General features: G+C 59.4%; 25 protein-coding genes. 11 read left to right on the forward strand and 14 right to left on the reverse strand.

Features of this window, described 5'->3' with window-relative positions; translation table 11 throughout:
- Positions 1-171 precede the first annotated feature (171 nt).
- The 9 genes from msrQ to mrcB form a co-directional block, all read right to left on the reverse strand.
- The gene (gene msrQ, locus E3O56_RS00005; protein WP_248127556.1) at positions 172-792 is read right to left on the reverse strand and encodes a protein-methionine-sulfoxide reductase heme-binding subunit MsrQ; all 621 of its coding nucleotides are present in this window, start codon (positions 790-792) and stop codon (positions 172-174) included.
- Positions 792-1805 carry a protein-methionine-sulfoxide reductase catalytic subunit MsrP gene (msrP, locus tag E3O56_RS00010; protein ID WP_032879471.1) on the reverse strand — a complete coding sequence of 338 codons (1014 nt, stop codon included), beginning with the start codon at positions 1803-1805 and terminating at the stop codon, positions 792-794. The genes msrQ and msrP overlap by 1 nt, the downstream gene beginning before the upstream one ends.
- A gap of 63 nt (positions 1806-1868) precedes the next feature.
- Positions 1869-2726: a CDP-diacylglycerol--serine O-phosphatidyltransferase gene (pssA, locus tag E3O56_RS00015; RefSeq protein ID WP_005791399.1), complete on the reverse strand. Its 858-nt coding sequence runs from the start codon at positions 2724-2726 to the stop codon at positions 1869-1871.
- A 145-nt stretch (positions 2727-2871) separates the two neighbouring features.
- On the reverse strand, positions 2872-3888 hold the full coding sequence (ilvC, locus tag E3O56_RS00020; protein WP_003194132.1) for a ketol-acid reductoisomerase: 1017 nt from the start codon (positions 3886-3888) through the stop codon (positions 2872-2874).
- A gap of 47 nt (positions 3889-3935) precedes the next feature.
- Positions 3936-4427, reverse strand: a complete 492-nt coding sequence (gene ilvN, locus E3O56_RS00025) for an acetolactate synthase small subunit (RefSeq protein WP_003176102.1) — start codon at positions 4425-4427, stop codon at positions 3936-3938.
- A gap of 2 nt (positions 4428-4429) precedes the next feature.
- Positions 4430-6154: an acetolactate synthase 3 large subunit gene (locus tag E3O56_RS00030; RefSeq protein WP_005791407.1), complete on the reverse strand. Its 1725-nt coding sequence runs from the start codon at positions 6152-6154 to the stop codon at positions 4430-4432.
- Between the two features lie 431 nt (positions 6155-6585).
- Positions 6586-6915 carry a YqcC family protein gene (locus E3O56_RS00035; RefSeq protein WP_103734791.1) on the reverse strand — a complete coding sequence of 110 codons (330 nt, stop codon included), beginning with the start codon at positions 6913-6915 and terminating at the stop codon, positions 6586-6588.
- On the reverse strand, positions 6915-7649 hold the full coding sequence (locus E3O56_RS00040; RefSeq protein WP_005791411.1) for a tetratricopeptide repeat protein: 735 nt from the start codon (positions 7647-7649) through the stop codon (positions 6915-6917). Before E3O56_RS00040 ends, E3O56_RS00035 begins: the two co-directional genes overlap by 1 nt.
- A 16-nt stretch (positions 7650-7665) precedes the next feature.
- Entirely contained in the window at positions 7666-9990 is a 2325-nt protein-coding gene (gene mrcB / locus E3O56_RS00045; RefSeq protein ID WP_248127558.1) for a penicillin-binding protein 1B, read from the reverse strand.
- A gap of 118 nt (positions 9991-10108) precedes the next feature.
- Here mrcB and E3O56_RS00050 point away from each other — a divergent pair, with 118 nt between their 5' ends.
- The 3 genes from E3O56_RS00050 to E3O56_RS00060 all read left to right on the forward strand — a co-directional run bounded on the left by E3O56_RS00050 (position 10109) and on the right by E3O56_RS00060 (position 12575).
- Positions 10109-11665, forward strand: coding sequence for a bifunctional aminoglycoside phosphotransferase/ATP-binding protein (locus tag E3O56_RS00050; protein ID WP_032879467.1), 1557 nt, complete (start codon positions 10109-10111; stop codon positions 11663-11665).
- 90 nt (positions 11666-11755) lie between these two features.
- Entirely contained in the window at positions 11756-12100 is a 345-nt protein-coding gene (locus E3O56_RS00055; protein ID WP_032879466.1) for a pentapeptide repeat-containing protein, read from the forward strand.
- 202 nt (positions 12101-12302) lie between these two features.
- A complete protein-coding gene (locus E3O56_RS00060) occupies positions 12303-12575 on the forward strand; it encodes a TfoX/Sxy family protein (protein ID WP_005791418.1) in 273 nt (90 codons plus the stop codon).
- 243 nt (positions 12576-12818) lie between these two features.
- On the opposite strand, the gene E3O56_RS00065 is transcribed toward E3O56_RS00060, so the two are convergent.
- The 3 genes from E3O56_RS00065 to E3O56_RS00075 are packed head-to-tail and all read right to left on the reverse strand — an operon-like array spanning position 12819 to position 15498.
- On the reverse strand, positions 12819-13586 hold the full coding sequence (locus E3O56_RS00065; protein WP_078822315.1) for a heme ABC transporter ATP-binding protein: 768 nt from the start codon (positions 13584-13586) through the stop codon (positions 12819-12821).
- Positions 13586-14569 carry an iron ABC transporter permease gene (locus E3O56_RS00070; protein ID WP_177327434.1) on the reverse strand — a complete coding sequence of 328 codons (984 nt, stop codon included), beginning with the start codon at positions 14567-14569 and terminating at the stop codon, positions 13586-13588. The genes E3O56_RS00065 and E3O56_RS00070 overlap by 1 nt, the downstream gene beginning before the upstream one ends.
- 50 nt (positions 14570-14619) lie before the next feature.
- A complete protein-coding gene (locus E3O56_RS00075; RefSeq protein ID WP_248127561.1) occupies positions 14620-15498 on the reverse strand; it encodes an ABC transporter substrate-binding protein in 879 nt (292 codons plus the stop codon).
- A gap of 156 nt (positions 15499-15654) precedes the next feature.
- Between E3O56_RS00075 and E3O56_RS00080 the strand changes: the two genes are divergently transcribed.
- Complete coding sequence (locus tag E3O56_RS00080; RefSeq protein WP_032879462.1) at positions 15655-15972, forward strand: Rieske (2Fe-2S) protein; 318 nt, start codon at positions 15655-15657, stop codon at positions 15970-15972.
- Here the strand turns inward: E3O56_RS00080 and sfsA are convergent.
- Positions 15969-16682 (reverse strand): DNA/RNA nuclease SfsA, encoded by a 714-nt coding sequence (gene sfsA / locus E3O56_RS00085; RefSeq protein ID WP_005791427.1) that lies wholly within the window; start codon positions 16680-16682, stop codon positions 15969-15971. The genes E3O56_RS00080 and sfsA overlap by 4 nt on opposite strands.
- Positions 16682-17854 (reverse strand): pyridoxal phosphate-dependent aminotransferase, encoded by a 1173-nt coding sequence (locus E3O56_RS00090; RefSeq protein WP_223018243.1) that lies wholly within the window; start codon positions 17852-17854, stop codon positions 16682-16684. Before E3O56_RS00090 ends, sfsA begins: the two co-directional genes overlap by 1 nt.
- A 319-nt stretch (positions 17855-18173) precedes the next feature.
- On the opposite strand from E3O56_RS00090, the gene dksA reads away from it, so the two are divergent.
- The 7 genes from dksA (at position 18174) to folK (ending at position 26806) form a co-directional block, all read left to right on the forward strand.
- Entirely contained in the window at positions 18174-18608 is a 435-nt protein-coding gene (dksA, locus tag E3O56_RS00095; RefSeq protein ID WP_005791430.1) for an RNA polymerase-binding protein DksA, read from the forward strand.
- A gap of 82 nt (positions 18609-18690) precedes the next feature.
- Entirely contained in the window at positions 18691-19578 is an 888-nt protein-coding gene (gene gluQRS, locus E3O56_RS00100; RefSeq protein WP_228308968.1) for a tRNA glutamyl-Q(34) synthetase GluQRS, read from the forward strand.
- Between the two features lie 62 nt (positions 19579-19640).
- A complete protein-coding gene (locus E3O56_RS00105) occupies positions 19641-19817 on the forward strand; it encodes a hypothetical protein (protein WP_003176118.1) in 177 nt (58 codons plus the stop codon).
- Positions 19801-22755: a sensor histidine kinase gene (locus tag E3O56_RS00110; protein WP_005791453.1), complete on the forward strand. Its 2955-nt coding sequence runs from the start codon at positions 19801-19803 to the stop codon at positions 22753-22755. The genes E3O56_RS00105 and E3O56_RS00110 overlap by 17 nt, the downstream gene beginning before the upstream one ends.
- Before the next feature lie 22 nt (positions 22756-22777).
- A complete protein-coding gene (locus tag E3O56_RS00115) occupies positions 22778-24217 on the forward strand; it encodes a sigma-54 dependent transcriptional regulator (RefSeq protein WP_032879456.1) in 1440 nt (479 codons plus the stop codon).
- Positions 24218-24914: 697 nt separating this feature from the next.
- Positions 24915-26318 carry a polynucleotide adenylyltransferase PcnB gene (locus E3O56_RS00120; RefSeq protein WP_032879455.1) on the forward strand — a complete coding sequence of 468 codons (1404 nt, stop codon included), beginning with the start codon at positions 24915-24917 and terminating at the stop codon, positions 26316-26318.
- Positions 26319-26320: 2 nt separating this feature from the next.
- The gene (gene folK, locus E3O56_RS00125) at positions 26321-26806 is read left to right on the forward strand and encodes a 2-amino-4-hydroxy-6-hydroxymethyldihydropteridine diphosphokinase (protein ID WP_216092106.1); all 486 of its coding nucleotides are present in this window, start codon (positions 26321-26323) and stop codon (positions 26804-26806) included.
- Positions 26807-26916: the final 110 nt, after the last annotated feature.

Raw genomic sequence — 26916 nt, forward strand, 5'->3', positions numbered from 1 at the left:
GTTACACGCTGCTGTCAACACCTCTTTTTCAACTTCCTTTTGGCTTCGATGAACTGAAGCAACTCGCTGCCGAAAACCACGTAACTCATTGTTTACCAAGGAGCTTTCCGTTTCGACTGCGCCGGAAGTGGGGCGAATTATAGGCTTCCAGAATCTGCCGTCAAGGGTTAATTACACTTTTGTGGCAGAAGGTGTCTTTTTAGCAATAAGGCGAGGGATTCGGCGCATCACCGGTGGCACCCGCAACAAAAGAAGCAGTGCACCAATGGAAGCGTAGACAGCCCACTCCTTCAGATCAGCCCGAACTATCCAGAGCATGTGCAGCAAACCCAGGCCCAGGATCACATAGGTCAAGCGATGCAACTTCTTCCAGCGGCTACCCAATCGACGCTGGCTATAGCGGTTGGATGTGACAGCCAGCACCAATAGAGCCATAAACCCCAGCGCCCCCACAATTATGTAGGGCCGCTTGCGCAGTTCTACGCCGAGCTGCGACCAATCGAGCCCAAGGACGAACACGCAGTATGCCGCCAAATGCAGTACTACATAGGCGAAGCACCACAGCCCCAACTGCCGGCGTACCGCGATCCACCCTGCCCAACCGCTCAACTTCTGCAGCGGCGTCATCCCGAGCGTGATCAGCAGCAGGATCAACGTACCCAGCCCCAAGCGATCGACCAGCACTTTGCCCGGATCAGGCCCCAGGGCAAAACTCCATGCTTCATACAACCAGAGCAATGGCCAAACCGCCGAAGCTATAAAGACTCCAATGCGCCAGATTGGAAAGCGCATCAGTAGTTCTTCCGCAGATCGAGACCTGTATATAAAGACGCGACCTCATCCGCGTAGCCATTGAACATCTGCGTATCGCGCACGTTCGGGCTGAACAGGCCACTGGGTAGACGTCGCTCCCGCGCCTGGGTCCACCGCGGATGATCGACCGTAGGGTTCACATTTGCGTAGAACCCATACTCATCAGCCGCAATGCTCTGCCAGGTGGTTTTCGGCTGCTCGCTGACAAGGCTGATCCGCACGATGGATTTGACACTTTTGAAGCCGTACTTCCACGGCACCACCAAGCGCAACGGCGCACCATTCTGATTAGGCAGCTCGCGCCCATACATACCTACGGCGAGAATCGCCAGCGGGTTCATCGCTTCGTCCAGACGCAGCCCTTCTACATAAGGCCAGTCGATCAAGCCGAAACTGGAGCGCTGCCCAGGCATGCTCTTCGGGTCCTGGAGGGTTTCAAAACGGATGTACTTCGCTTTGGAGGTAGGTTCAACCTGCTTGAGCAAGGCCGAGATCGGGAAACCGATCCACGGAATCACCATCGACCAGGCTTCAACGCAGCGCAATCGATAGATCCGTTCTTCCAGCTCATAGGGTTTCATGAAGTCTTCCAAGGCATAACGCCCAGGCTTGGCCACCTCACCATCGATCACAACACTCCACGGCTCGGTCTTGAGCGCACCTGCATTCGCCGCCGGGTCGCCCTTGTCGGTACCGAACTCATAAAAATTGTTGTAGTGGGTTGCATCCTTGAACGGCGTGATCGCCTCGTCCTTGACCGTCACCGCCTGCCATTTCGTACCAGGAAGCTTCTCGGCAAACCAGTTGGGCGCCCTGCCCGCTTCGACATCGGCATAACGCGCCGCATCGCCCGCACTGGCCCAACGCGGCAAGCTACTGGCGGCAATACCGGCCAGCGCACCGCCGAGCAAACTGCGACGAGAGAAATAGAGGGATTCAGGCGTGACATCCGATTCATGGCAATCGGACGCTTTGGGTAGTTTGATTAACATGGCAACTCCGCAGCATTGGAGAACTGATGCACCAATAGACTGCGGAGTATGGGGGAAATTACATTAAGGCAATGTTTTGTCCCGGCGCAGATGCAGCAAATACTGAATCGGACCAGACGCGGCGTAAACCAGGAACGCCAGCAGCAGAATCCGCGGCGGATCACTGAACACCACAGCAAACACAAGCACCACCACAAGGATCGCCACGAAAGGCACGCGCCCTTTGAGGTCCAGCTCCTTGAAGCTGTTGTACTTGATATTGCTGACCATCAGCATCCCGGCCGCTGCAACCATCAACGCTACCAGGAACGACATCTTCGACCCCTGGATGCCGTAATCACTGAACGCCCAGACGATACCCGCCACGACGCCGGCGGCTGCCGGGCTGGCAAGCCCGATGAAGTAACGCTTGTCGGCAGTGCCCACCTGCGTATTGAAACGCGCCAGTCGCAACGCGGCACCGGCTACATAGATGAAGGCAACCATCCAGCCGACCTTGCCCATGTCACCCAATGCCCAGGCAAATGCCAGCAGCGCAGGGGCGACACCAAAGGCAACCATGTCCGACAGCGAGTCGTACTCGGCGCCAAAAGCACTTTGGGTGTTGGTCATCCGCGCTACGCGCCCATCCAGGCCGTCGAGCACCATGGCCACGAAGATTGCGATGGCAGCAAAACCAAAGTACTTGCTGGCACTCGCGGCATCACCTGCCGCCAGCGCACTTTGGGCACTCATGGAGTTGATGATGGAATAAAAGCCGGCAAACAGGTTCGCCGTGGTAAACAGGTTGGGCAGAAGATAGATGCCACGATGCCGGACCTTACGGCCTTCGGCGTCATGCCCTTCTTCGACATGTTCATCGATCGGCAGCATGCTTTCGGCGTCGGAAGCCTGGTTTGGCTCTTCGGGACGTTCGCTCATGGACTTTACCTTGCAACGGTGTGAAAAAAATTCGACAGATACTTGCGGCGAGTGTTCGCCCGCAAACGATGCAGCTTTATACCAGAACCGGCCCCTCAAACGAAAAAACGCGGCCTAAGCCGCGTTTTCCCTTGATGCGTACGACTTAGTTCTTGGCTTTGTCGACGATCTTGTTGGCACCGATCCACGGCATCATGGAGCGCAGTTGCTCGCCGATGACTTCGATACCGTGAGCGGCGTTGTTACGGCGCTTGGCGGTCATCGAAGGGTAGCCGGTAGCGCCTTCGCTGATGAACATTTTGGCGTATTCGCCGTCCTGAATACGTTTCAGGGCGTTGCGCATGGCCTGGCGGGACTCGGCGTTGATCACTTCCGGACCGGTCACGTACTCGCCGTACTCGGCGTTGTTGGAGATCGAGTAGTTCATGTTGGCGATACCGCCTTCGTACATGAGGTCAACGATCAGCTTCAGTTCGTGCAGGCATTCAAAGTAGGCCATTTCCGGCGCATAGCCAGCTTCAACCAGGGTTTCGAAACCGGCCTTGACCAGCTCAACGGTACCGCCGCACAGAACGGCTTGCTCGCCGAACAGGTCGGTTTCGGTCTCGTCCTTGAACGTGGTTTCGATGATGCCGGTACGACCGCCACCGACGCCAGCAGCGTAGGACAGTGCAACGTTTTTGGCGTTGCCCGACGCGTCCTGGTAGATCGCGATCAGGTCAGGGATACCACCGCCTTTGACGAACTCGGAACGCACGGTGTGGCCCGGCGCTTTCGGCGCGATCATGATCACGTCGAGGTCAGCGCGCGGCACAACCTGGTTGTAGTGAATCGCGAAGCCGTGGGAGAAGGCCAGGGTGGCGCCCTTCTTGATGTTCGGCTCGATTTCGTTCTTGTACAGCGAGGACTGGAACTCGTCCGGGGTCAGGATCATGACCAGGTCGGCAGCCGCTACGGCGGAAGCAACGTCGGTCACTTTCAGGCCGTGGGCTTCAGCCTTGGCAACAGTAGCCGAACCTTTGCGCAGGCCAACGGTGACGTCCACGCCGGAATCTTTCAGGTTGCACGCTTGTGCGTGGCCCTGGGAACCGTAGCCGATGATGGCGACTTTCTTGCCCTGGATGATCGACAGGTCACAATCTTTATCGTAATAAACTTTCATGAGGTTCCTCTATATATCCAGGCCGTAAGGCCATTCGCTAATTTGGGTTAGATGCTGAGTACTTTGTCGCCACGGGCAATCCCGGTGACACCACTGCGTACGGTTTCCAGAATCGAGGCTGTCCCGATCGACTGGATGAAGCTGTCCAGCTTGTCGCTTGTACCGGTCAGTTGAACGGTATAAACGCTGGCGCTCACATCGACGATCTGCCCGCGATAAATATCGGTAGTGCGCTTGATCTCGGCACGCTGGGCACCCGTGGCCTTGACCTTGACGAGCATCAGTTCGCGCTCGATGTGGGCGCTTTCCGACAGGTCGACCAGCTTGACCACTTCGATCAGCTTGTTGAGGTTCTTGGTGATCTGCTCGATCACCTCATCGTGGCCAACAGTGGTCAACGTCAGGCGCGACAGGGTCGGGTCTTCGGTCGGCGCCACGGTCAGGCTTTCGATGTTGTAGTTGCGTTGCGAAAACAGGCCGACAACACGGGACAAGGCGCCGGGCTCGTTCTCCAGAAGCAGGGAGATAATATGCCGCATGATTAAGTACGCTCCGTCTTGTTCAGCCACATGTCGCGCATGGAGCCGTCTTTGATTTGCATCGGATAGACGTGCTCGCTGGTATCGACCTGAATATCGATGAACACCAGGCGGTCTTTCATGGCGAACGCTTCTTCCATCTTCGGCTTCAGATCTTTCAAATCAGTGATGCGAATGCCGACGTGGCCATAGGCTTCAACCAACTTGATGAAATCCGGCAACGATTCCATGTAGGAGTGGGAGTGACGGCTACCGTAGCTCATGTCCTGCCATTGACGAACCATGCCGAGCACGCCGTTGTTCAAGCAGACGATCTTCACTGGAAGACCATATTGCAGGCACGTCGACAGCTCCTGGATGTTCATCTGGATGCTGCCTTCGCCGGTGACGCAGGCAACGTCGGCATCCGGGAAGCTCAGTTTCACACCCATGGCCGCAGGGAAACCAAAGCCCATCGTGCCCAGGCCACCGGAGTTGATCCAGCGGTTAGGCTTGTCGAACTTGTAGTACTGCGCCGCGAACATCTGGTGCTGGCCCACGTCGGAGGTTACAAAGGCGTCGCCCTTGGTCACTTCGCACAGGGTTTCGATCACGGTTTGTGGCTTGATGATGCTGCCGTCGCCCTTGTCATAAGGGAACAGGCCGCGATCACCACGCCATTCGTCAATCTGCTTCCACCAGCTGGCAACGGACTCCTTGTTCGGTGCCTCGCCGATGTCCTTGAGCGCTGCGACCATTTCGGTCAACACGCTCTCCACCGGCCCCACGATCGGCACATCGGCCTTGATGGTCTTGGAGATGGACGCCGGGTCGATGTCGATATGGATGATCTTGGCATTCGGGCAGAACTTGCTCGCACCATTGATCACACGGTCATCGAACCGCGCGCCCACGGCCAGGATCACGTCAGCGTGGTGCATGGTCAGGTTGGCGGTGTAGCTGCCGTGCATACCGAGCATACCGACGAACTGGCGGTCCGTACCCGGGAATGCGCCGAGGCCCATCAGGGTGTTGGTCACCGGCAGGTTGAGCAGCTTGGCCAGTTCGGTCAGCGGAGCGGAACCGCCGCCCAGAATCACGCCACCGCCGGAGTACAACACGGGGCGCTTGGCTGCCAGGAGCATTTCCGCCGCCTTGCGGATTTGCCCCGAGTGCCCGCGGACGGCCGGGCTGTAGGAACGCAGCTTGGCTTTCTTGGGGAAGATGTATTCGAATTTTTCGGCCGGGTTGGTCATGTCTTTCGGGATATCCACCACCACAGGGCCCGGACGACCGGACTGTGCGAGGTAGAACGCCTTTTTCATGACTTCCGGGATTTCCGACGCGTGCTTGATCATGAAGCTGTGTTTCACGATCGGGCGGGAAATACCGATCATGTCGGTTTCCTGGAAAGCGTCGGTGCCGACCATGGTGCTTGGCACCTGGCCAGAAATGATCACCATCGGGATGGAGTCCATATACGCAGTCGCAATACCGGTAATGGCATTGGTTGCGCCTGGGCCAGACGTTACCAGTACCACGCCGGCTTTACCGGTGGCACGGGCGTAACCGTCAGCCATATGGGTCGCGGCCTGTTCGTGGCGAACCAGGATGTGGGTAACAGCCGGTTCCTTGAACAGTGCGTCGTAGACATGCAGCAGAGCACCACCTGGGTACCCGTAGATATAGTCGACGCCTTCGTCACGCAAAAAGCGGACGAGCATCTCACCGCCAGATAAAAGCTCCACGTTGTTCACCTCTAAAACGCCAGAATACCGTCCGTTAAAAACCGACGGGTCTTAATAGGTTTACTTCTCAACAGAGCATGAGCGACGGTGGTCGCCGACTACGTCAGCACTGACTGAGCAAGTATTGGGATCGTCCCAAGTGTTGCGGGCTTTTCCCACCCAGCGCGAGGTAACGCGTTGCGGGTGTTACAGGTCGGCGCGGGTGTGCGCCTCATGATCTGCTGAGCGGGCCTGCTTCTGGCAGTCCCGATACAGCGGACTTTGGATTCTTCTGTTTCAGGCCCTTCAAGTCAAGCAATAATTGCGCTTTTTTCCAACTAAGCGCATGAGAACGTAGAAGAAAGGGCTTTGAGGAGGGATAAAACTCGCCTGAATGTCGTCAAGCGGTAGAAATGTGCGCAAGACTGCCGGAAAACCCGGCAGTCAGGCAATTAACGAGCGTCGACGATCAATTGATCGAACTTTTTCAGCGCGTTACGCAAGCCGAGGCTCTCCCGCGGTCGGTCGGCATAGACCATCTCGGCCATTTCCAGGATCCCCGATGCATTCGGCAAGGGCAGGTCCTGTTCAAGGATCTGCTTCATGCGTACCAGGAAGATCCATTGCAGCCACTGGTGGAAGTCCAGGGTATCGACTGAAAAGGGTTCGACACTGCTGAGCGCTTCAGCACCGGGGGACTCTTCATCCCACCTGCCCTGCACGCGCAGTTCTCGCTCGATCAGCAATAGCTGTTCGGCGATCGCTGGGAAACGTGCATCCATCAGAGGCTGACCTTGGCTTTCTGTCGCGCCTGGGCGGCACCCGCTGCATCGCCCTGGGCGGCACGCGCATCACCGATCAAGGCCCAAAGGCTGGCTTGCAGGTCTGGGCGGCCATTGGCCAGGCTCAGGCCACGGCGAGCGAATTGCTCCGCCTGGGGCGCATCGCCCTGGGCCATGCGCACCTGGGCCAGGCGATACAGCACTTGTGGCTCACGCGGCGCCACGCGCTGGGCACGTTCAAGGCTCGACGAGGCGCCATTCAAATCGCCACCCGCCTGCTGCTGCTGAGCGGTGGTGAGCAGCGCCAGCACCGGGCCATCGAGTTGTTCGTCAGCCGACAACCCGCCCGCATTGGACGATGACGGAATACCGCTCGGCGTCGAAGGCATGTTGTAGGTGCCCTGGTTGACCGGCGCGGTTTGAATCGGCGTGGCGTTAACCGGCCCGGAAGTGCTAGGGCCTGGGGTCCATGGCTCGGCGCTGATAGGCGCCGAGGTTGCAGCACCACTGCCAGGCACCATCACCACGACGCCGGAGTCCTGGGGAATTGCCTGGGTTGCAGCCTGGGCAGGCCGCTTGACTACCGTCTGACGGAAGCCGCCATTGGCCGAAATGCGGTCGTTATTGGAGACGGACGTGCTTGAGTCCACCACAGGGATGGAGCCGCGCTGCACGCTGGAGCAACCGCCGAGCAAAGCCAGAGCCGTAATTGCTGGAATCCACAACTTGTTCACTTGAAACCCTCTTTGCTTAATTCATCCAGCCCTTGACCCAATCCATCACCGAATCCGCGTCAGCAGGGGCACTGCCACCGCACGCAGGGCCGGGTGGTGGTTCGCTGCCGCGAATATACGGCATCTGCACCGCCCCCGGACAGTTGGCATCAGAGCCCTGGCCGGTGTGCGGATCAATCCAGGCCTGCACGATATTGTCCGGCTGGGGCATGTTGAGCGGCAACGGGTCAGCCTTGCGCATGAAACTGGTCCATACCTGCAGCGCGCCGGTCGCACCGGTGAACGGCGTCTTGCCGTTATCGTCACGCCCCAGCCACACCACGGCCAATACATCCTGGCCGAAACCCGCAAACCAGCTGTCACGCGAGTCGTTACTGGTACCGGTCTTGCCCGCCAGCGTCAGGTTCGACGGCAGCACGCTGTACACCGAGCGCCCTGTACCCTCACGCATCACACGCTGCATGGCGTTCTGGATCAGGTAGATAGAGCCCGCGTCAAAACGCTGCTGGATCTGGAACGGGTAGCGCTTGAGCGGTTCGCCTTCGGCGGTCAGCACACTGCGGATCCCGCGCATCGGTGTATTGAAGCCACCGTTGGCGAGGGTCTGGTACATGGTCGCCACTTCCATCGGGGTCATGGCCGCAGCGCCCAGAAGCATGGACGGGAATGCCGGGAACTCACGCTCCACCCCCAGTCGCGCGATGGTTTTCAGGACATTTGGCACACCGACCTCAAGCCCCAGGCGCGAGGTGGAAATATTGTAGGAATGCGCCAGCCCCTGATACAGGAACACCGTGCCGTGGGAACGGCGATCGAAGTTCTTCGGCGTCCATACCTGGCCATTCGCGCCTTTGACCGACAACGGGTCATCCGACAGCCAACTGGTCAGCGTGTACTTGCTGGGTTTTTCCAACGCACTCAAGTAGACCGCAGGCTTGACCAGCGAGCCAATCGGCCGCACGGCGTCCAGTGCGCGGTTGAAGCCGGCGAAACTGGCCTGGCGGCTGCCGATCATGGCCTGGACTTCACCGGTTTCCGGGTTGGTCACGACCATGGCGGCTTCAACTTCATCCGAGCCTTTACGGCCGGTCAGGCGTTTGAAGGTGTCGTTGACGGACGCCTCGGCCTTCATCTGCAGGATCGGGTCGAAGCTGGTGAAAATCCGCAAGCCCTCTTCGGTCAAGTCTTCGTCGCGGTAGTCTTCACGCAACTGGCGCTTGACCAGATCGATAAAGCCGGGGAACGAGCTATCGGCCAACTTGCCGCGAGTGGTCACACCCAACGGCATTTTCTTCGCGGCGGCCACTTGTTCAGCCGTCGCGACACCCTGCTGCTCCAATACATCGAGTACCAGGTTGCGACGTTCGAGCGCACGCTCCGGGTTGCGACGCGGATTGTAATAGGACGGCCCCTTGACCATGCCCACCAGCAGCGCGACCTGATGCAACTTCAACTCGGATAACGGTTGCCCAAAGAAGAACTGGCTGGCCAAACCGAAACCGTGCACCGCGCGCTGGCCATCCTGACCGACGAATACCTCGTTGAGGTACGCCTCAAGGATTTCCTGCTTGCTGTAATGCAGCTCCAGCAACATCGCCATCATGGCTTCGGTGAGTTTACGGGTGAGGCTGCGCTCGTTGGTCAGGTAGAAGTTCTTGACCAATTGTTGCGTGAGCGTACTGCCGCCCTGGGTCATCTTGCCACCGGAGGTGTTGACCCAGACAGCGCGGGCAATCGACTTCGGCGAGACGCCCCAATGGCTGTAGAAATCGCGGTCTTCGACCGCCACCAGGGTTTCCAGCAAATAAGGCGGTACCTGATCAAGCTTGATCAGGATGCGATCTTCTAGGTTTTTCGGATAAATACCGCCAATCATCAACGGTTCCAGGCGCACTACCGGCAGCTTGGAGCCATTGAGCGAGGACAGTTCAGCCACATAATCGCCGGAGAAACGCACGCGTACCGGCTGAGCTTTTTCCAGGCCTTCGTAGAACTGGAACCCACGGGTGTTCAGGTCGACGGTGTTGCCGCTGACGGCTGCGGCGCCGGGGCCATTGCTCACAGGTTCGCGGCGATAGCCCAGTGCGTCGAGCTCGGTAAGGAAGTCCTCCTTGCTCAGCTTCTGCCCGGAGAACAGTTCCAGCGGGCGTGCATACACCTTGGCCGGAATCGTCCAGCGCTTGCCAGAGAATTTTTCCTGCACCACGGCATCGAGGTACACCGCAAAGCCGGCGACCACCACAAGGCCAACCAGGCCCAGCTTGAGCGCCCAGCCCAACCAGGGGCGCAAGCTGCGGGAAGGAAGTTTTTTACGGGAACGGGGAGATCGGGTTCGAGTCATGGCGGCGGATTATACGCACTTTATTGATGATCAACATGAGCCGGACAGCGGTTTGCACGACTGGCATCAGCAGCCATAATGGCCACGATGATTTCTCCCAGACTTTGAAGGATCGCCCGTGAGCCAGTCCCTGATCGCTGCCCTGCAAAACCCGGCTTTATACCCTCATCCGGTTGAAGCATTTCAAGTCATCGAGACCCATATTTCCTGGGTGGTTCTGACAGGTCCCTATGCTTACAAATTGAAGAAACCGATGAACTTCGGATTTCTGGATTTCACCGATCTGGAAAAACGTGGCCACTTCTGCAATGAGGAGCTGCGTCTCAACCAGCGCTTGACCAAAGATTTGTATCTTGAAGTGTTGCCGATTACCGGCACGGCCGACGCGCCGCAGTTGGGCGGCGACGGCCCGGTCATCGAGTACGCACTGAAAATGCGCCAGTTCCCGCAAAGCCAGATGCTCAGCACCCTGCAAGCCAACAGCGAACTGACCAACGCCCACATCGACGAGATGGCCAGTCAGATTGCGCACTTTCACCTCACTGCCCCCAAGGTCCCGCAAGAGCACCCGGCCGGCACGCCGGATGAAGTCATGGCGCCGGTACGCCAGAACTTCGACCAGATTCGCCCATTCCTCAGCGACAAAGCTGACCTGACTCAACTTGAGGCCCTGCAAGCCTGGGCCGAAAGCAGCTTCGAGCGCCTCAAGCCGCTGCTTGAACAACGCAAGCTCGATGGTTTCACTCGCGAATGCCACGGTGACATCCACCTGGGCAACGCCACCCTGATTGACGGCCACGTCGTGATCTTCGACTGCATCGAGTTCAACGAGCCTTTCCGCTTTACCGATGTGTACGCCGATACCGCCTTCCTCGCCATGGACCTTGAAGACCGTGGGCTCAAGTCTCTGGCGCGCCGCTTCATCAGCCAGTACCTGGAACTGACCGGCGACTATCAAGGCCTGGAAGTGCTGAATTTCTATAAAGCCTACCGTGCGCTGGTACGTGCAAAGGTTGCGCTGTTCAGCATGCCGAGCGAGGCAAGCCCGGTGCAGCGCGCCACTACCCTGCGCCAGTACCGCAACTACGCCAACCTGGCGGAAAGCTACAGCACCATTCCGTCGCGCTTTCTGGCAATCACCCATGGTGTTTCAGCGGTAGGCAAGAGCCATGTAGCCATGCGCCTGGTCGAGGCCCTGGGCGCCGTACGCCTGCGTTCGGATGTGGAGCGCAAGCGTCTGTTTGGCGAGCAGCAGGTCGAAAACGCGCCACAGGCCGGCATCTACAATCAGGACGCCAGCATTGCCACCTATACACGCTTGAACGAAATTGCCGAGACGGTACTACGCGCAGGTTACCCGGTGGTGCTGGATGCGACCTTCTTGAAACGCGCTCAACGTGATGCGGCAGCCCAGATCGCCGAAGCCACCGGCGCGCCATTCCTGATCCTCGATTGCAACGCACCTCAAGCGGTTATCAGCAGTTGGCTGGCACAACGTCAGGCGGATCAAAACGATCCGTCCGACGCAACGCTGAGCGTTATCCAAGAGCAGCAAGCCAGTCGTGAGCCGTTGACGGCGCAAGAGCTGTTGCTGAGCAAGCGCGTGGAAACCAATGAAAGCGGAACGCTGGATGCGTTGGTCGCGCATATTCGCCAGCGCCTCCCGGGCTTGTAAGCAATATTTCCTGGTCGTGTCGCCCACATGGCGCACGACCCGGCAATATAGCCACTATAATGACATCACCACCTAACAGGAGTCGCTATCGTGAGTCAGCCCAAGCTTCTTGATACCCCGCTTTATGCGCTCCTGCACAAGGATGACATCCGCGGCTTCAACCAGCAGCGCCCTCAAGACGGCACCATCGATATGCGCGGTGGCGACTTCCGAGGGCTGGACCTGCGAGATCTGAACGCCGCAGGCGTTGACTTCACCGACGCCTATTTTCGCTCTGCCGACTTGCGCGGCCTGGATTTACGCGACTGCTCGATGGAAGGCGCGAGCCTGGCCCACGCGCAGATTTCCGGCACTTACTTCCCACCCGAGCTCACGGCTGACGAGATCCTGATGTCAGTCAACTTCGGCACTCGCCTACGCTACCGCACCAAGTAATCCACCTTCTGAACCCCGGCTTCGCCTCAAGCGTGCCGGGCGTTTCACGCCTGCCCGTCAGCTAAAGCATCGCCACATTCTTATAAGCTTTTCAGCCGTTCCTGCCCAAAGAACTGCGTTTTTCCTACTGAGCGCTACACTCATTTTCAGGCTGCCTGGTCACGATACCCACCGCACCATTCGGCCGTCGCAAGGAGGCTTGATGAACGATGAGCTGCAACACCTGAAAAACCTCGGCAAGACATCAGCGCAGTGGCTGCATGCGGTGGGTATCCACAGCGCGTCTGACTTGCGCCGCCTGGGCGCGGTCGATGCTTACCGAGCCGTACGGACTCGCGGCTTCCGAGCTTCGAAAGTTCTGCTGTACGCCATTGAAGGCGCATTGATGGATGTGCACTGGAACGACCTCCCCTCTGAACGCAAGGAGGCGCTGAACCGCCAGTTGGATGCCCTGTCAGCGCGGCAGAAAAACTAGATCGGCCCTCAAGCCCAATGTTTACAGGCATTACAAACGAGCGTTTGAGAAAAACTGGATGAGCAGATAAAACAATAGTTGACTCTCAAATGAGAATCGTTATGATTATCACAACTGGTCGCGAGATCAGCCGATAACTGAAAGACCATTGGTTCGGACTCTCAGATTATCTCCTCATCAGGCTAATCACGGTTATTTGACCCGGCTCTTGCCGGGTCTTTTTTTGCCTGCAAATTACTGACTTCAGCGCGCAATGATCAGCGGATGCCCCCGCTCCGGATGCGGTTGTACCAGCACATCCAGACCAAATACAGCCTTGAGTGGCTCAGGTTGCAGGACTGTTGCGGGCCTATCCAGAGCATGGGGGCGTCCGCCTTCCAGCAGCAGGATCCGGTCGCAGTAACGCGCCGCCAGGTTCAAGTCATGCAGGATCACCAGCACCGCAGCCCCCTTGTCGGCAAAGCTGCGAATCGCCTGCAAGGTGGTGTGCTGGTGCAGGGGATCAAGCATCGACGTTGGCTCGTCCAACAACAACGTTTGCCCCGCCTCACCTGGCCATAACTGCGCCAACACCCGCGCCAAGTGCACCCTTTGTCGCTCGCCGCCCGACAAGGCCAGGTAACTGCGGCCACTCAGGTGGCCCACGTCGGCCGCGTGCAGCGCCGCGCGGACGATTTGATCGTCGCGCACTCGCCCGGTCTGATGAGGCAAGCGCCCCATGCCCACCACCTCTTCGACACGAAAGGCGAAGTCCAGGGTGGACGTCTGTGGCAACACCGCCAGACGCTGGGCACGTTGCGCCCCTCCCAGACTCTTCAATTCTTGCTGGTCCAACCAGATCTTGCCCTCATCAGGCGACAACTCCCCGCACAGCGCTCCGAGCAAGGTACTTTTGCCCGCACCATTGGGCCCCAGCACGCCCAGCACTTCGCCCGGCAGCAGGTCCAAGGTGACATCGGACAACACGGTTTTACCACCGCGCCGAATCTGCAACGCTTCTACCCGCAGCATCAGGCGCGCCCTCGTAACAATAAATAGAGGAAAAATGGCGCACCGATAAATGCAGTGACAATACCGATCGGCAGTTCCGCCGGCGCCAACGCCAAGCGCGCCACCAGGTCGGCAAACAACAGCAGGCTCGCGCCCGCCAGCACTGACGCCGGCAACAGCACCCGATGATCCGGCCCCGCCAGCAGCCGCACCAGATGTGGCACCACCAAACCGACAAAACCAATCATGCCCGCAGCCGCCACGGCTGCACCAACGCCCAGGGCCGTGCAGAACACCAACTCGCGCTTGAGCCCCTCAACATCAATGCCCAGATGATTGGCCTCCGACTCACCCAGCAGCAATGCGTTCAGCGCTTTCGCCCGGCGCGGCAACCACAGCGCCACGCCCGCGCTTACCAACAGCAAGGGCCACAACCGCGAATAGCTCGCGCCATTGAGGCTGCCCAGGTTCCAGAACGTCAGGGTGCGCAAGGTGGCATCGTCGGCCAGATAGGTAAACAGCCCCACCGTTGAGCTGGCCAGTGCCGTCAGCGCGATACCGGCAAGCAGCATCGTTGCGACATTGGTCTGGCCATTGCGACGCCCCAATCGGTAGACCAGTGCGGTAACGCCCAGCCCCCCCAGAAATGCGCACAGCGACAACAAATAGGGACCGAACGCATCCGGCAGCCCACCGAAGAACGAACCGCCGACAATCGCCACCGCTGCCCCCAACGCCGCACCGCTGGACACACCCACCAACCCAGGATCGGCCAGCGGGTTGCGAAACAACCCCTGCATCGCCACGCCCGACAACGCAAGGACACCGCCGACGGCCAGCCCCAAGAGGGTCCGCGGCAGGCGAATCTGCCCCAGAATCAATTCAGCCTGCTCCAACCCCGCCGCCTCAATCGGCACGCCCAATAGCCTTAACGCGGCTCTGAGCGTATCAATCAACGGCAAGCTGACCGGTCCGAGGGCCAATGAAAGCCAGATCGCCAACACACACAGCAGCGACAGGCCAATAAACAGTGTCTTGGGCTTAAGCAGAGTGGTCATGGAGCCGATTTAGCCTGGGCCGGATAAAAACCAGCGGACAGTTTCACCAGGTTTTCCGGCAATCGCGGCCCCAGGCCACCCACCAGCAAGGTCGGATCCAGTTCAAACACTCGCCCACGCTTGGCTGCCGGTGTCGACGCGAGAATCGGGTTTTCCTTGAACAAGGCAGCGCGCGCCGCATCACCGGTCAGCGCGCGATCGGCAAACACCAGCACATCAGGGCTCAACCCCGCCAAAGACTCGACTGAAAAGGGCTTATAGCCCGAGTGCGTGGCCAGGTTACGACCGCCGGCCTGCTGCAATATCCAATCGGCAGCCGTGTCCTTGCCCGCGATCAGCGGCTTGCCACCGGCATGGCCCAGCAACAACAGCACGCCCGGAGCCTTTTGCGCCGCCTGGGCCTTGATCACCCAGCTTTTTTGCTGCTCCAGCGCCTGCCCGTATTTGGCAAACAGTGCGTCTGCCCGGGTCTCACTGCCCAGCAGTTTTCCCAAGTGTTCAAGGTTGCCCTTCAATGTCGGCAGATCCGGCTGGGCCGAAAACATCTCGACCTGCACGCCGGCATTGCGAATCTGCGCCAGTACCGGCGGCGGCCCCATTTCCTCAGTGCCCACAAGGATTTGCGGGCGCAGGCTGAGAATGCCTTCAGCCGACAGCTGCCGCTGGTAGCCAATGCTCGGCAACGCCTTGAGCGACTGCGGATGCTGGCTGGTGGTGTCGACCCCGACCAATTTCGATTCGCCGCCTAAAGCCGTCACCCATTCCGATAGCGCCCCTCCAGCACTGACCCAGCGTTGTGGCAGTTCAGAGGCGTGTGCCCCGTGGTTGACCAGTAATGAGGCAACAAGCGCAATAGCGCTGGTACTCAGGCGCATAACAGGGTTTCCTTCCTAGAGCAGGGCCATTCAGGCACTCATCAATGTGACAGAACATTGCTGCCGGACATCGTATTAAGCACCCAGTCAGCTGACGGGCAAAGCGGCCATTTGATAATTGTTTGCATTTGAACGTCAAGGCACTTAAGGATTGAAATGAAGTTTCTCTGCCCCTCAAGCGACCTCGCACCCGACAGCAGCCGCGGTTTTGATATCGATGGCCATAAACTGCTGGCCGTGCGCCGAGACGGCATTGCCTACTTTTATCGCAACCGCTGCCCCCATCGCGGCGTCCCGCTGGAATGGCAGCCCGACCGCTTCCTCGACGCCAGCGCCAGCCTGATCCAATGCGCCACCCATGGCGCCCTATTCCTGATCGAGAGCGGCGAGTGCATCGCCGGCCCGTGCGCAGGCCAGAGTCTCACCGCCCTGCCCGGCCATGAGGATGAACAAGGCTTGTGGGTAGAACTCTAGTCGCCCAACAACACCTTCAGTCGACGCTCGACATACATCTCTTGCGGTGTGACCCGTACGCCGTAAGCCAGCACCTCCACACCCGCGGCCTTGGCCTCGCGTAACGCCGCAGCGTAACCGGCGTCAATTTCCACCGCTGGGCGAACCGCATCGATGCCCGACAAATTCACGCAATACAACTGCACCGCCCGCACGCCTTCACGCGCCAGGTGAGCCAGTTCGCGCAAGTGCTTGGCGCCGCGCTGCGTCACTGCATCAGGAAAAGCCGCCACCGAGGTTGCGTCAAAACCCAGGGTGACGCTTTTGACCTCCACGAAGGCGGCGCCCTGTGGGTAATCCAGGCGGAAGTCAATGCGGCTCTTCTCCTGACCGTAAGGCACTTCACGCTTGAGCGCCGTAAAGCCATTGAGTTCAGTGATCACGCCAGCCAGCAGCGCCTCTTCAACCAGCTGATTGGCCCGCGCGGTGTTGACGCACGCCAGCCGGCCCTGAGGCGTTTCGGCAATTTCCCAGGTGCCTGGCAACTTGCGCTTGGGGTCCGAGGACCGGCTGAACCAGACCTGGCCACCTTCGACCATGCAATTGAGCATCGAGCCGGTGTTCGGGCAATGAATGGTAAGCAACTCGCCGGTAACGGTTTCGATATCGGTGAGAAAACGCTTGTAGCGGCGGATCAGCCGCCCTTCTTCAAGAGGAGGATAAAAGCGCATCAGCCTTGCCAGCTCCGCAGGCCACGAGCGATGCGCTCCACCGCTTCTTGCAGCCGGTCAATATTTTGCGTGTAGGCAAAACGCACATGGTGGCCCGCTTGATAACGACCGAAATCCAGCCCGGGTGTAAAAGCCACGTGCTCGGTCTCCAGAAAGTGACGGCAGAACGCGAAGGCATCGCCGCCGAACGCGCTGATATCGGCATACAAATAAAACGCCCCTTCCGGCTCCACGGCGATACTGAATCCAAGCTCGCGCAGCGCCGGCAGCAGAAAGTCACGACGCCGGCCGAATTCGGCGCGGCGCTCTTCAAGAATGCTCAGGGTCTGCGGGGTAAAACAGGCCAAGGCAGCGTACTGGGCCATGCTCGGCGCACTGATGTAGAGGTTCTGCGCCAGTTTTTCCAATTCGCTGATCGCAGCAGGAGGCGCTATCAGCCAACCGAGGCGCCATCCGGTCATGCCGAAATACTTCGAAAAACTATTCAAGACGAAGGCGTCATCGTCGACTTCCAGCACGCTGGCGGCATCGGTGCCGTAGGTAAGGCCGTGGTAGATCTCGTCCACTACCAAGTGGCCGTTACGCGCTTTGACTGCACTCGACAAGCCTGCCAGTTCGTCCCTCGTGAGGACTGTGCCGGTAGGGTTGGCCGGTGACGCAACCAGCGCGCCCACGCTGTCCTGGTCCCAATGCCTGGCGACCAGATCGGCGGTCAACTGATAGCGGACCTCAGGCCCCACCGGCACCAATTGCGCCGCGCCCTCTACCAGCCGCAGAAAGTGTCGATTGCAGGGGTAGCCTGGATCAGCCAGCAGCCAGTGCTTGCCAGGGTCGACCAGCAAGCTGCTGGCCAACAGCAACGCGCCGGAGCCACCGGGCGTAATCAAGATACGCTCGGGATCGACACTCAAGCCGTAGCGCTGCTGGTAAAACCCGCTGATGGCCTCGCGCAACTCGGGCACCCCACGGGCCGCCGTGTAGCGCGTCTTGCCGTTGGCCAGCGCAGCCTGGCCGGCCTGGATGATCGGCTCGGCGGTGGTAAAGTCCGGTTCGCCGATTTCCAGATGGATCACGTCGTGGCCGGCAGCCTGCAGCTCATTGGCGCGTGCCAGCAACGCCATGACATGAAAAGGTTCGATGGCGCGACTGCGCGCACTGTAGGGCTGAGCCATTAGCCTTCCTTAACGGTGAGGACAAAATCAGGATTCTACCGAACCCTCGCGGTAAAACATGCTCTATTGCCTGATTGGGGCTGCAAGTGCACCCTGCGCACGCTCGTAAAACAGCTAAAATCAACATTCGAGGCGATACATACCCAGTCATGGCGGGCTGCTGCAGTTTGCAACCCCTTTGCCCTGGAGCTCGACAACCGGGAGTAGCGCACCCTGAATCTATCTGGTAAGTTCGCCCGCTTGCAGCCGCAGGGCCGGCAGGTGTCGGTGACGTTGCAATCCTGCGCAATGGATTAGAAGAGTGAGAGGCGGTCTATTCATGTCCACCCAAGCAAAGCAACAGAGCATCAGCGGTTTCCAGCCCTACGTTGAATCCAAGGGCGAGGAATACATGGGCAAGCCCATGCGCGAGCACTTCTCCAAAATCCTGAAGCAGTGGAAGCAGGACTTGATGCAGGAAGTCGACCGCACGGTTGACCATATGAAGGACGAAGCAGCCAACTTCCCGGACCCGGCAGACCGTGCCAGCCAGGAAGAGGAATTCGCCCTTGAACTGCGCGCTCGTGATCGCGAACGCAAGTTGATCAAGAAGATCGACAAGACCCTGCAATTGATCGAAGACGAAGAGTATGGCTGGTGCGAATCCTGCGGCGTCGAGATCGGTATTCGCCGCCTCGAAGCCCGCCCGACTGCGGACCTGTGCGTAGACTGCAAGACCTTGGCTGAAATCAAGGAAAAACAGGTCGGCAAGTAACCCTGCCGAACTGAACGAATGGGGCGTGCAAACGCCCCATTTTTGTTTCTGGCGTTTACCGGTTTTGCAGTAGTATCCGCCCATGACAGCCTCTACCTATATCGGGCGTTTCGCCCCCACGCCCAGCGGCCATTTGCACTTCGGCTCCCTGGTTGCTGCCCTCGCCTCCTACCTCGACGCACGCGCCCAACATGGCCGCTGGTTGATGCGCATGGAAGACCTTGACCCTCCCCGTGAAGAGCCCGGCGCCCAGGCAGCGATCCTGCATGCCCTGCAAAGCTACGGCTTTGAATGGGATGGCGAGCTGGTTCGGCAGAGCGAGCGGCATGACGCCTACGCCAAAGTGCTGAATGACCTGTTCAACCATGGCCTGGCCTATGCCTGCACATGCTCGCGCAAGCAACTGGAACCCTACAACGGGATTTACCCAGGCTTGTGCCGCAATGCCGGCCACGACCAGCAGAATGCTGCCATCCGTCTGCGTGTGCCTGAACTGGAATACCACTTTACCGACCGCGTGCAGGGCGAGTTCCGACAGCATCTGGGCCGCGACGCCGGCGACTTCATCATCCGGCGCCGCGACGGCCTCTACGCCTATCAGTTGGCCGTGGTCCTCGACGATGCCTGGCAAGGGGTTACCGATATCGTGCGCGGCGCCGACCTGCTGGACTCCACGCCGCGCCAGCTTTACTTGCAAGAGCTGCTCGGCCTGCGCCAGCCACGTTACCTGCATGTACCACTGATTGTGCAGCCGGACGGCAACAAACTGGGAAAATCCTACCGCTCCCCACCGTTGACCGCCGACCAGGCCACGCCCTTGCTGCTTCGCGCACTGCGCGCCCTCGGCCAGCCAGCCGGTAACGAACTGCTTTACGCAAGCCCACGGGAACTGCTGGATTGGGGCATTACGCACTGGGACGCGACGCAGATCCCGCGCACACTCACGCTGGCCGAAGCGCAATTGAGTTGAAGGCGCTTGCAGGTTGCCCGCCATCCGTTACCATCGCCGCAGATTTTTAATCAGAGGCCAATATGTACATCTATCGATTGGTCCTGTTGCTGGTCGTCGGGATCTACCTGTTCTCCCCCGCCATCATGGATTGGTGGATCGACGCCACGGGCGCCTGGTATCGCCCTTATCTGCTATGGCTGATCCTGATCGTCGTGACCTTCATCCTGCAGAGCCAAAAAGATGCCGATGAGCTTTAGCCTCACCCAGATGCTGCTGATCAGCGCCGCCTACCTGGCTGCGTTGTTCGGCGTGGCCTGGATCAGTGAGCGCGGAATGATTCCGCGGGCGATCATTCGCCATCCGCTGACCTACACCTTGTCCCTGGGCGTGTACGCCAGCGCCTGGGCGTTCTACGGTACGGTGGGCCTGGCCTATCAGTACGGCTACGGCTTTCTGTCCAGTTACCTGGGGGTGTCCGGTGCGTTCCTGCTGGCACCGGTGTTGCTGTACCCGATCCTGAAAATCACTCGTACCTACCAGTTATCATCCCTGGCGGACCTGTTTGCCTTCCGCTTTCGCAGTACCTGGGCCGGTGCGCTGACCACGATTTTCATGCTGATCGGCGTACTGCCGTTGCTGGCCCTGCAGATTCAAGCAGTGGCAGACTCCATCAGCATCCTGACCCGCGAACCCGTGCAACACCGTGTTGCCCTGGCTTTCTGTGCACTGATCAGCCTGTTCACAATTTTCTTCGGCTCGCGCCATATTGCTACCCGCGAGAAACACGAAGGTTTGGTGTTCGCAATTGCCTTTGAGTCGGTCATCAAGCTGATCGCCATCGGCGGCGTCGGCCTGTATGCGCTCTACGGCGTGTTCGACGGCCCGCAACAGCTGGAGCTGTGGCTGCTGCAAAACCAGACTGCCCTCGCCGCCCTGCACACACCCTTGCAGGAAGGCCCATGGCGCACGCTGCTGTTGGTGTTCTTCGCCTCGGCGATCGTAATGCCGCACATGTACCACATGACCTTCACCGAAAACCTCAACCCACGCTCACTGGTGAGTGCGAGCTGGGGTTTGCCGCTGTTCCTGTTACTGATGAGCCTGGCGGTGCCGTTGATCCTGTGGGCCGGCCTGAAACTGGGGGCCACCACCAACCCTGAGTATTTCACCCTGGGCATCGGCATTGCCGCCAACAGCCCGGCGTTGGCACTGCTGGCGTATGTCGGCGGTTTGTCGGCGGCCAGTGGATTGATCATTGTCACCACGCTGGCGCTATCGGGCATGGCACTCAACCACTTGGTGCTGCCGCTGTACCAGCCGCCGGCTGAGGGCAATATCTACCGCTGGTTGAAATGGACCCGCCGCGCGCTGATCGTTGCGATCATTACCGCCGGCTACGGGTTCTACCTGCTGCTCGGCGCCGGGCAAGACCTGGCCAACCTTGGCATTGTCGCGTTTGTCGCCACCTTGCAGTTCCTGCCGGGGGTGTTGTCGGTGCTGTACTGGCCGACCGCCAACCGCCGTGGTTTTATCGCAGGGCTGCTGGCGGGGATCCTGGTGTGGATCGTCACCATGTTGCTACCACTGGTCGGCAACTTGCAGGGCTTCTACATCCCGTTGCTGAACATGATTTACGTGCTCGACGACACCAGTTGGCACATGGCGGCCATTGCCTCGCTGGCCGCCAACGTACTGATGTTTACCCTGATCTCATTGTTCACCAACGCCAGTGCCGAAGAAACCAGCGCCGCCGAAGCCTGCGCAGTGGACAACGTGCGTCGCCCGCAACGCCGCGAACTGCACGCAGCCTCGCCCCAGGAGTTTGCCACGCAACTGGCCAAGCCTCTGGGCGCCAAGGCGGCGCAAAAGGAGGTCGAGCAAGCGCTGCGTGACCTCTACCTGCCGTTCGACGAGCGTCGCCCCTATGCCCTGCGCCGTCTGCGTGACCGTATCGAGGCCAACCTCTCCGGCCTGATGGGCCCCAGCGTGTCCCAGGACATGGTCGAAACCTTCCTGCCCTACAAGGCGGGCGGCGAAAACTACGTGACCGAAGACATCCATTTCATCGAAAGCCGGCTGGAGGATTACCACTCACGCCTCACCGGCCTGGCCGCCGAACTCGATGCCTTGCGCCGTTACCACCGCCAGACCTTGCAGGAACTGCCGATGGGTGTCTGTTCCCTGGCCAAGGACCAGGAAATCCTGATGTGGAACAAGGCCATGGAAGAACTCACCGGCATCGCCGCCCAGCGGGTAGTGGGCTCGCGCCTCAATACCCTGGCCGATCCGTGGAAAGAACTGCTTCAGGGGTTTATCAACCTGCCCGACGAGCACTTGCACAAGCAGCACCTGGCCCTCGACGGCCAGACCCGCTGGCTCAACCTGCACAAAGCCGCCATTGATGAGCCCCTGGCCCCCGGTAACAGCGGCCTGGTTTTGCTGGTGGAAGACCTCACCGACACGCAGATGCTCGAAGACAAGCTGGTGCATTCCGAGCGCCTGGCCAGTATTGGTCGTCTCGCAGCCGGCGTGGCCCACGAAATCGGCAACCCGATCACCGGTATCGCCTGCCTGGCGCAGAACCTGCGCGAAGAGCGCGAGGAAGACGGTGAAATCACTGAAATCAGCGGGCAGATTCTTGAACAGACCAAGCGCGTTTCGCGCATCGTGCAGTCGCTGATGAGCTTCGCCCACTCCGGCGCGCATCAAAACCAGGACGAAGCGGTGTGCCTGGCCGAGGTCGCGCAGGACGCCATTGGGCTTCTGGCCTTGAATCGGCGCAATTTCGAAGTACAGTTCTTTAATCTGTGTGATCCGGAACATTGGGTCGATGGCGACTCGCAACGCCTGGCCCAAGTGCTGATCAACTTGCTGTCCAACGCACGCGATGCGTCGCCGGCCGGCAGCGCTGTACGCGTCAAGAGCGAGGCTTTCGAGCACACGGTCGACCTGATCGTGGAGGACGAAGGCAGCGGCATCCCACAGAACATCATGGACCGATTGTTCGAACCCTTCTTCACCACCAAGGACCCCGGTGAAGGTACCGGTCTGGGCCTTGCACTGGTCTATTCCATCGTTGAAGAGCATTATGGACAAATCACCATCGACAGCCCGGCTGACACCGAAAGCCAACGCGGCACCCGTATCCGGGTGACCTTGCCGCGTCATGTCGAAGCGACGTCCGCTGTGAACTGAGACCGTCGAGAGAATTGAATCAATGCCGCACATTTTGATCGTCGAAGACGAAACCATTATCCGCTCTGCCTTGCGTCGCCTGCTTGAACGAAATCAGTACCAGGTCAGCGAAGCCGGCTCGGTGCAGGAAGCCCAGGAGCGGTTCAGCATCCCCACGTTCGACCTGATTGTCAGCGACCTGCGCCTGCCTGGAGCTCCGGGCACCGAGCTGATCAAGCTGGGCCAAGGCACCCCGGTGCTGATCATGACCAGCTACGCCAGCCTGCGCTCGGCGGTCGACTCGATGAAGATGGGCGCGGTGGACTATATCGCCAAGCCTTTCGATCACGATGAGATGCTCCAAGCCGTGGCCCGCATCCTGCGTGACCGTCAGTCGGCCAGCAGCGCGCCTGCCGAACAGCGTCCAGTCGGCAAAGCGACCAACGGCGCCGACAAGCCCGGTGTGGACAACAGCAATGGCGAGATCGGCATCATCGGCTCCTGCCCGCCGATGCAGGATCTGTACAGCAAGATCCGCAAAGTGGCGCCGACCGATTCCAATGTATTGATCCAGGGCGAGTCGGGCACTGGCAAGGAGCTGGTTGCCCGCGCCCTGCACAACCTGTCCAAGCGCGCCAAGGCACCGATGATCTCGGTGAACTGCGCGGCAATCCCTGAATCGCTGATCGAGTCCGAACTGTTCGGTCACGAGAAAGGCGCGTTCACCGGCGCCAGCGCCGGGCGTGCTGGCCTGGTTGAAGCGGCGGACGGCGGAACCTTGTTCCTCGATGAAATCGGCGAACTGCCACTGGAAGCCCAGGCGCGCTTGTTGCGGGTGTTGCAGGAAGGCGAGATTCGCCGAGTCGGTTCGGTGCAATCGCAAAAGGTTGATGTGCGGCTTATTGCAGCGACGCACCGTGACCTCAAGAGCCTGGCCAAGATCGGCCAGTTCCGTGAAGACTTGTATTACCGCCTGCACGTGATCGCCCTCAAATTGCCGGCCCTGCGCGAGCGCGGCGCCGACGTCAACGAGATCGCCAGTGCGTTCCTGTTACGCCAGAGCGCACGCATCAACCGCACCGACCTGAAGTTTGCCGCGGACGCCGAGCAGGCAATCCGGCATTACTCGTGGCCGGGTAACGTGCGGGAATTGGAGAACGCCGTGGAGCGCGCGGTGATCCTGTCGGAAAGCCCGGAGATTTCCGCCGAGCTTTTGGGCATCGATATCGAGCTCAGTGACCTGGAAGACGATGACTTCATCGGCCTGGCCCCACAACAGGGCGGCGGTAGCAATACCAGTCATGAGCCGACGGAGGATTTGTCACTGGAAGACTACTTCCAGCATTTCGTCCTGGAACATCAGGACCATATGACCGAGACCGAACTGGCCCGCAAACTGGGTGTGAGTCGCAAGTGCCTGTGGGAGCGGCGCCAGCGCCTGGGCATTCCGCGGCGCAAGACCGGGGTTGCCAGCGAGAGCTGAGGGTGCGCCCCCATGGGTAACACCTGTTGATGTGAAAAAACTGTTACCGCTGACTTTTCACGTAACAAAAGCCGGGGCTTACGGTAACGAAGCCCCGGCTTTTTTTTGCCCTCGAAAACTGCAAAACCACCTCAACCCCCTGATTTTGCTGGCCGGTACAAAAGTTGGCACGCACCCTGCTATATGCTTAGTACAAAAACAATAACAAGCTATGTACAAGACAATAAAAATAAGACGAATCGACTCACGCATAACAAAAACAACACGGCGGAGGCGCAGCTAACTGATTCTTTTGGAGAGGCGTTGCATTTGGGGCTTGCCCCGCAACCAGGCCGAGAACAACAAAAACTGCCCTAAGGCAGAGCCTGAACTGGTTGGATCGTAGATCAGCAACACAGCGACCAAAGCAATCCGTTTGCTCTTGACTCTCGATTGGGAGTGTCATGAAGGTGAAGCTTCATGGCGAGGGCGATCAACAAAAACAAGAAGCCCGAAATCAATAATAAAAATAGAGCACGCAACTACTTCTGGGGGAGCTTCGGCTCCCCTTGTAGTTTCCGGGATTTGACTCCAAAACGCTTATGGCGCAATGCCTGTAGCTTGTTCCTACACCATCCCCTGACTAAATGCTAGAATCCCCGCCCATCATGCGGTCATTCTTCGTTATGGCCGAACATTCCTTCAAACAGTGCATCCCATGCTGAAGAAGTTGTTCCAGTCATTCCGTTCTCCCTTGCGTCGTACGCAACACAAACGCAGCACGCCTGAAGTGCTCAACAGCAGCCAGCATTCGTTGCAGCGCGCTCAATTCAGCCGTTATGCAGTGAACATCGTCGAACGTTTGCAGAACGCCGGCTACCAGGCTTACCTGGTGGGTGGTTGCGTACGCGACATGCTGCTCAATATCACGCCCAAGGATTTCGACGTCGCCACCAGCGCCACGCCTGAACAAGTGCGCGCCGAGTTTCGTAACGCACGAATCATCGGCCGGCGCTTCAAGCTGGTGCATATCCATTTTGGTCGCGAAATCATCGAGGTTGCGACCTTCCGCGCCGGCCACCCGCAAAACGATGAAGAGGAAGACACCAATCAGTCTTCCCGCAACGAGAGCGGGCGCATCCTGCGTGATAACGTCTACGGCACCCTGGAAGAGGACGCGCAACGTCGCGACTTCACCATCAATGCCCTTTATTACGATCCGGTCAGCGAGCGCATCCTCGATTACGCCAATGGCGTACACGACATTCGCAATAACCTGATCCGCCTGATCGGTGACCCGACCCAGCGCTATCAGGAAGATCCGGTGCGTATGCTGCGCGCCGTGCGGTTCGCGGCCAAACTCAACTTCGGTATCGAGAAGCACACTGCCGCGCCGATTCGCGAGCTGGCGCCCATGCTGCGGGAAATCCCCTCGGCACGCCTGTTTGAAGAGGTGCTCAAGTTGTTCCTCTCGGGGTATGCCGCCGACACCTTCGAAATGCTCGTCGACCTGCAGTTGTTCGACCCGCTGTTCCCGGCCAGTGCCGAGGCGCTGGAATACAACCCCACGTACACCCACACGCTGATCAGCGAAGCGTTGGTCAACACCGACCTGCGCATCAAGCAGAACAAACCGGTAACCCCGGCATTCCTGTTTGCCGCCCTGCTGTGGCCAGCGTTGCCCAAGCGCGTACTGCGCCTGCAGGACCGTGGCATGCCGCCAATCCCGGCCATGCAGGAAGCCGCCCACGAACTGATCGCCGAGCAGTGCCAACGCATCGCCATCCCGAAACGCTTCACCATGCCGATCCGCGAAATCTGGGACATGCAGGAACGTTTGCCGCGTCGCAGCGGTAAGCGTGCTGACCTGCTGCTGGACAACCCACGCTTCCGTGCCGGCTACGACTTCCTGCTGCTGCGCGAAAGCGCCGGTGAGCAGACCGATGGCCTGGGCGAATGGTGGACTGACTATCAGGACGCCAATGACAGCCAGCGTCGCGAAATGATTCGTGAGCTTGGCAGCAAAGGCGATGGTGCCGGTGAAGGGCCGAAAAAGCGTCGCCGCAGCGGCAGCAAGCGTAAACGCAGCAGTGCCGATGCCTCGGGCGCCGCGGGCGAATAAACGTGGAACGTATCTACATCGGCATGGGCAGCAACCTGGCTGCCCCGCAACAGCAATTGCGCAGCGCGATCGAGGCGCTGGCGCAACTGCCTGGCACCCACCTCGCTGGTGTGTCCGCCTTCTATCAAAGTGACTCCCTGCTCCCGGGCCAACCGCGCTACACCAACGCGGTTGCGGCACTGGACAGCAGCCTGGCGCCGCTGGACCTGCTCGACGCACTGCAAGCCATCGAGAATGACCAGGGCCGCGAACGTCTTGAGCGCTGGGGCCCACGTACACTGGATCTGGATATCTTGCTGTTCGGTGATCGCCTGATCGACGAACCGCGCCTCAAGGTGCCGCACTACCAAATGCATCTGCGTGCCTTTGTGCTGTATCCGCTGGCTGAGTTGGCGTCAACCGACCTGCAACTGCCTGACGGCCAACGCTTGAGCGCCCTGCTCACAGCCTGCCCATTCGTCGGCCTGGAACGCTTACCGCAAGAATAACTCGCTCAATGTGGGAGCTGGCTTGCCTGCGATACAAGCGACTCGGTGTATCAGCCACACCCCGTGGATGCCATCGCAGGCAAGCCAGCTCCCACATTTGATCTGCGCTG

It is taken from the genome of Pseudomonas sp. W2Aug9, from assembly GCF_023127755.1.
GTDB classification, from domain to species: domain Bacteria; phylum Pseudomonadota; class Gammaproteobacteria; order Pseudomonadales; family Pseudomonadaceae; genus Aquipseudomonas; species Aquipseudomonas synxantha_A.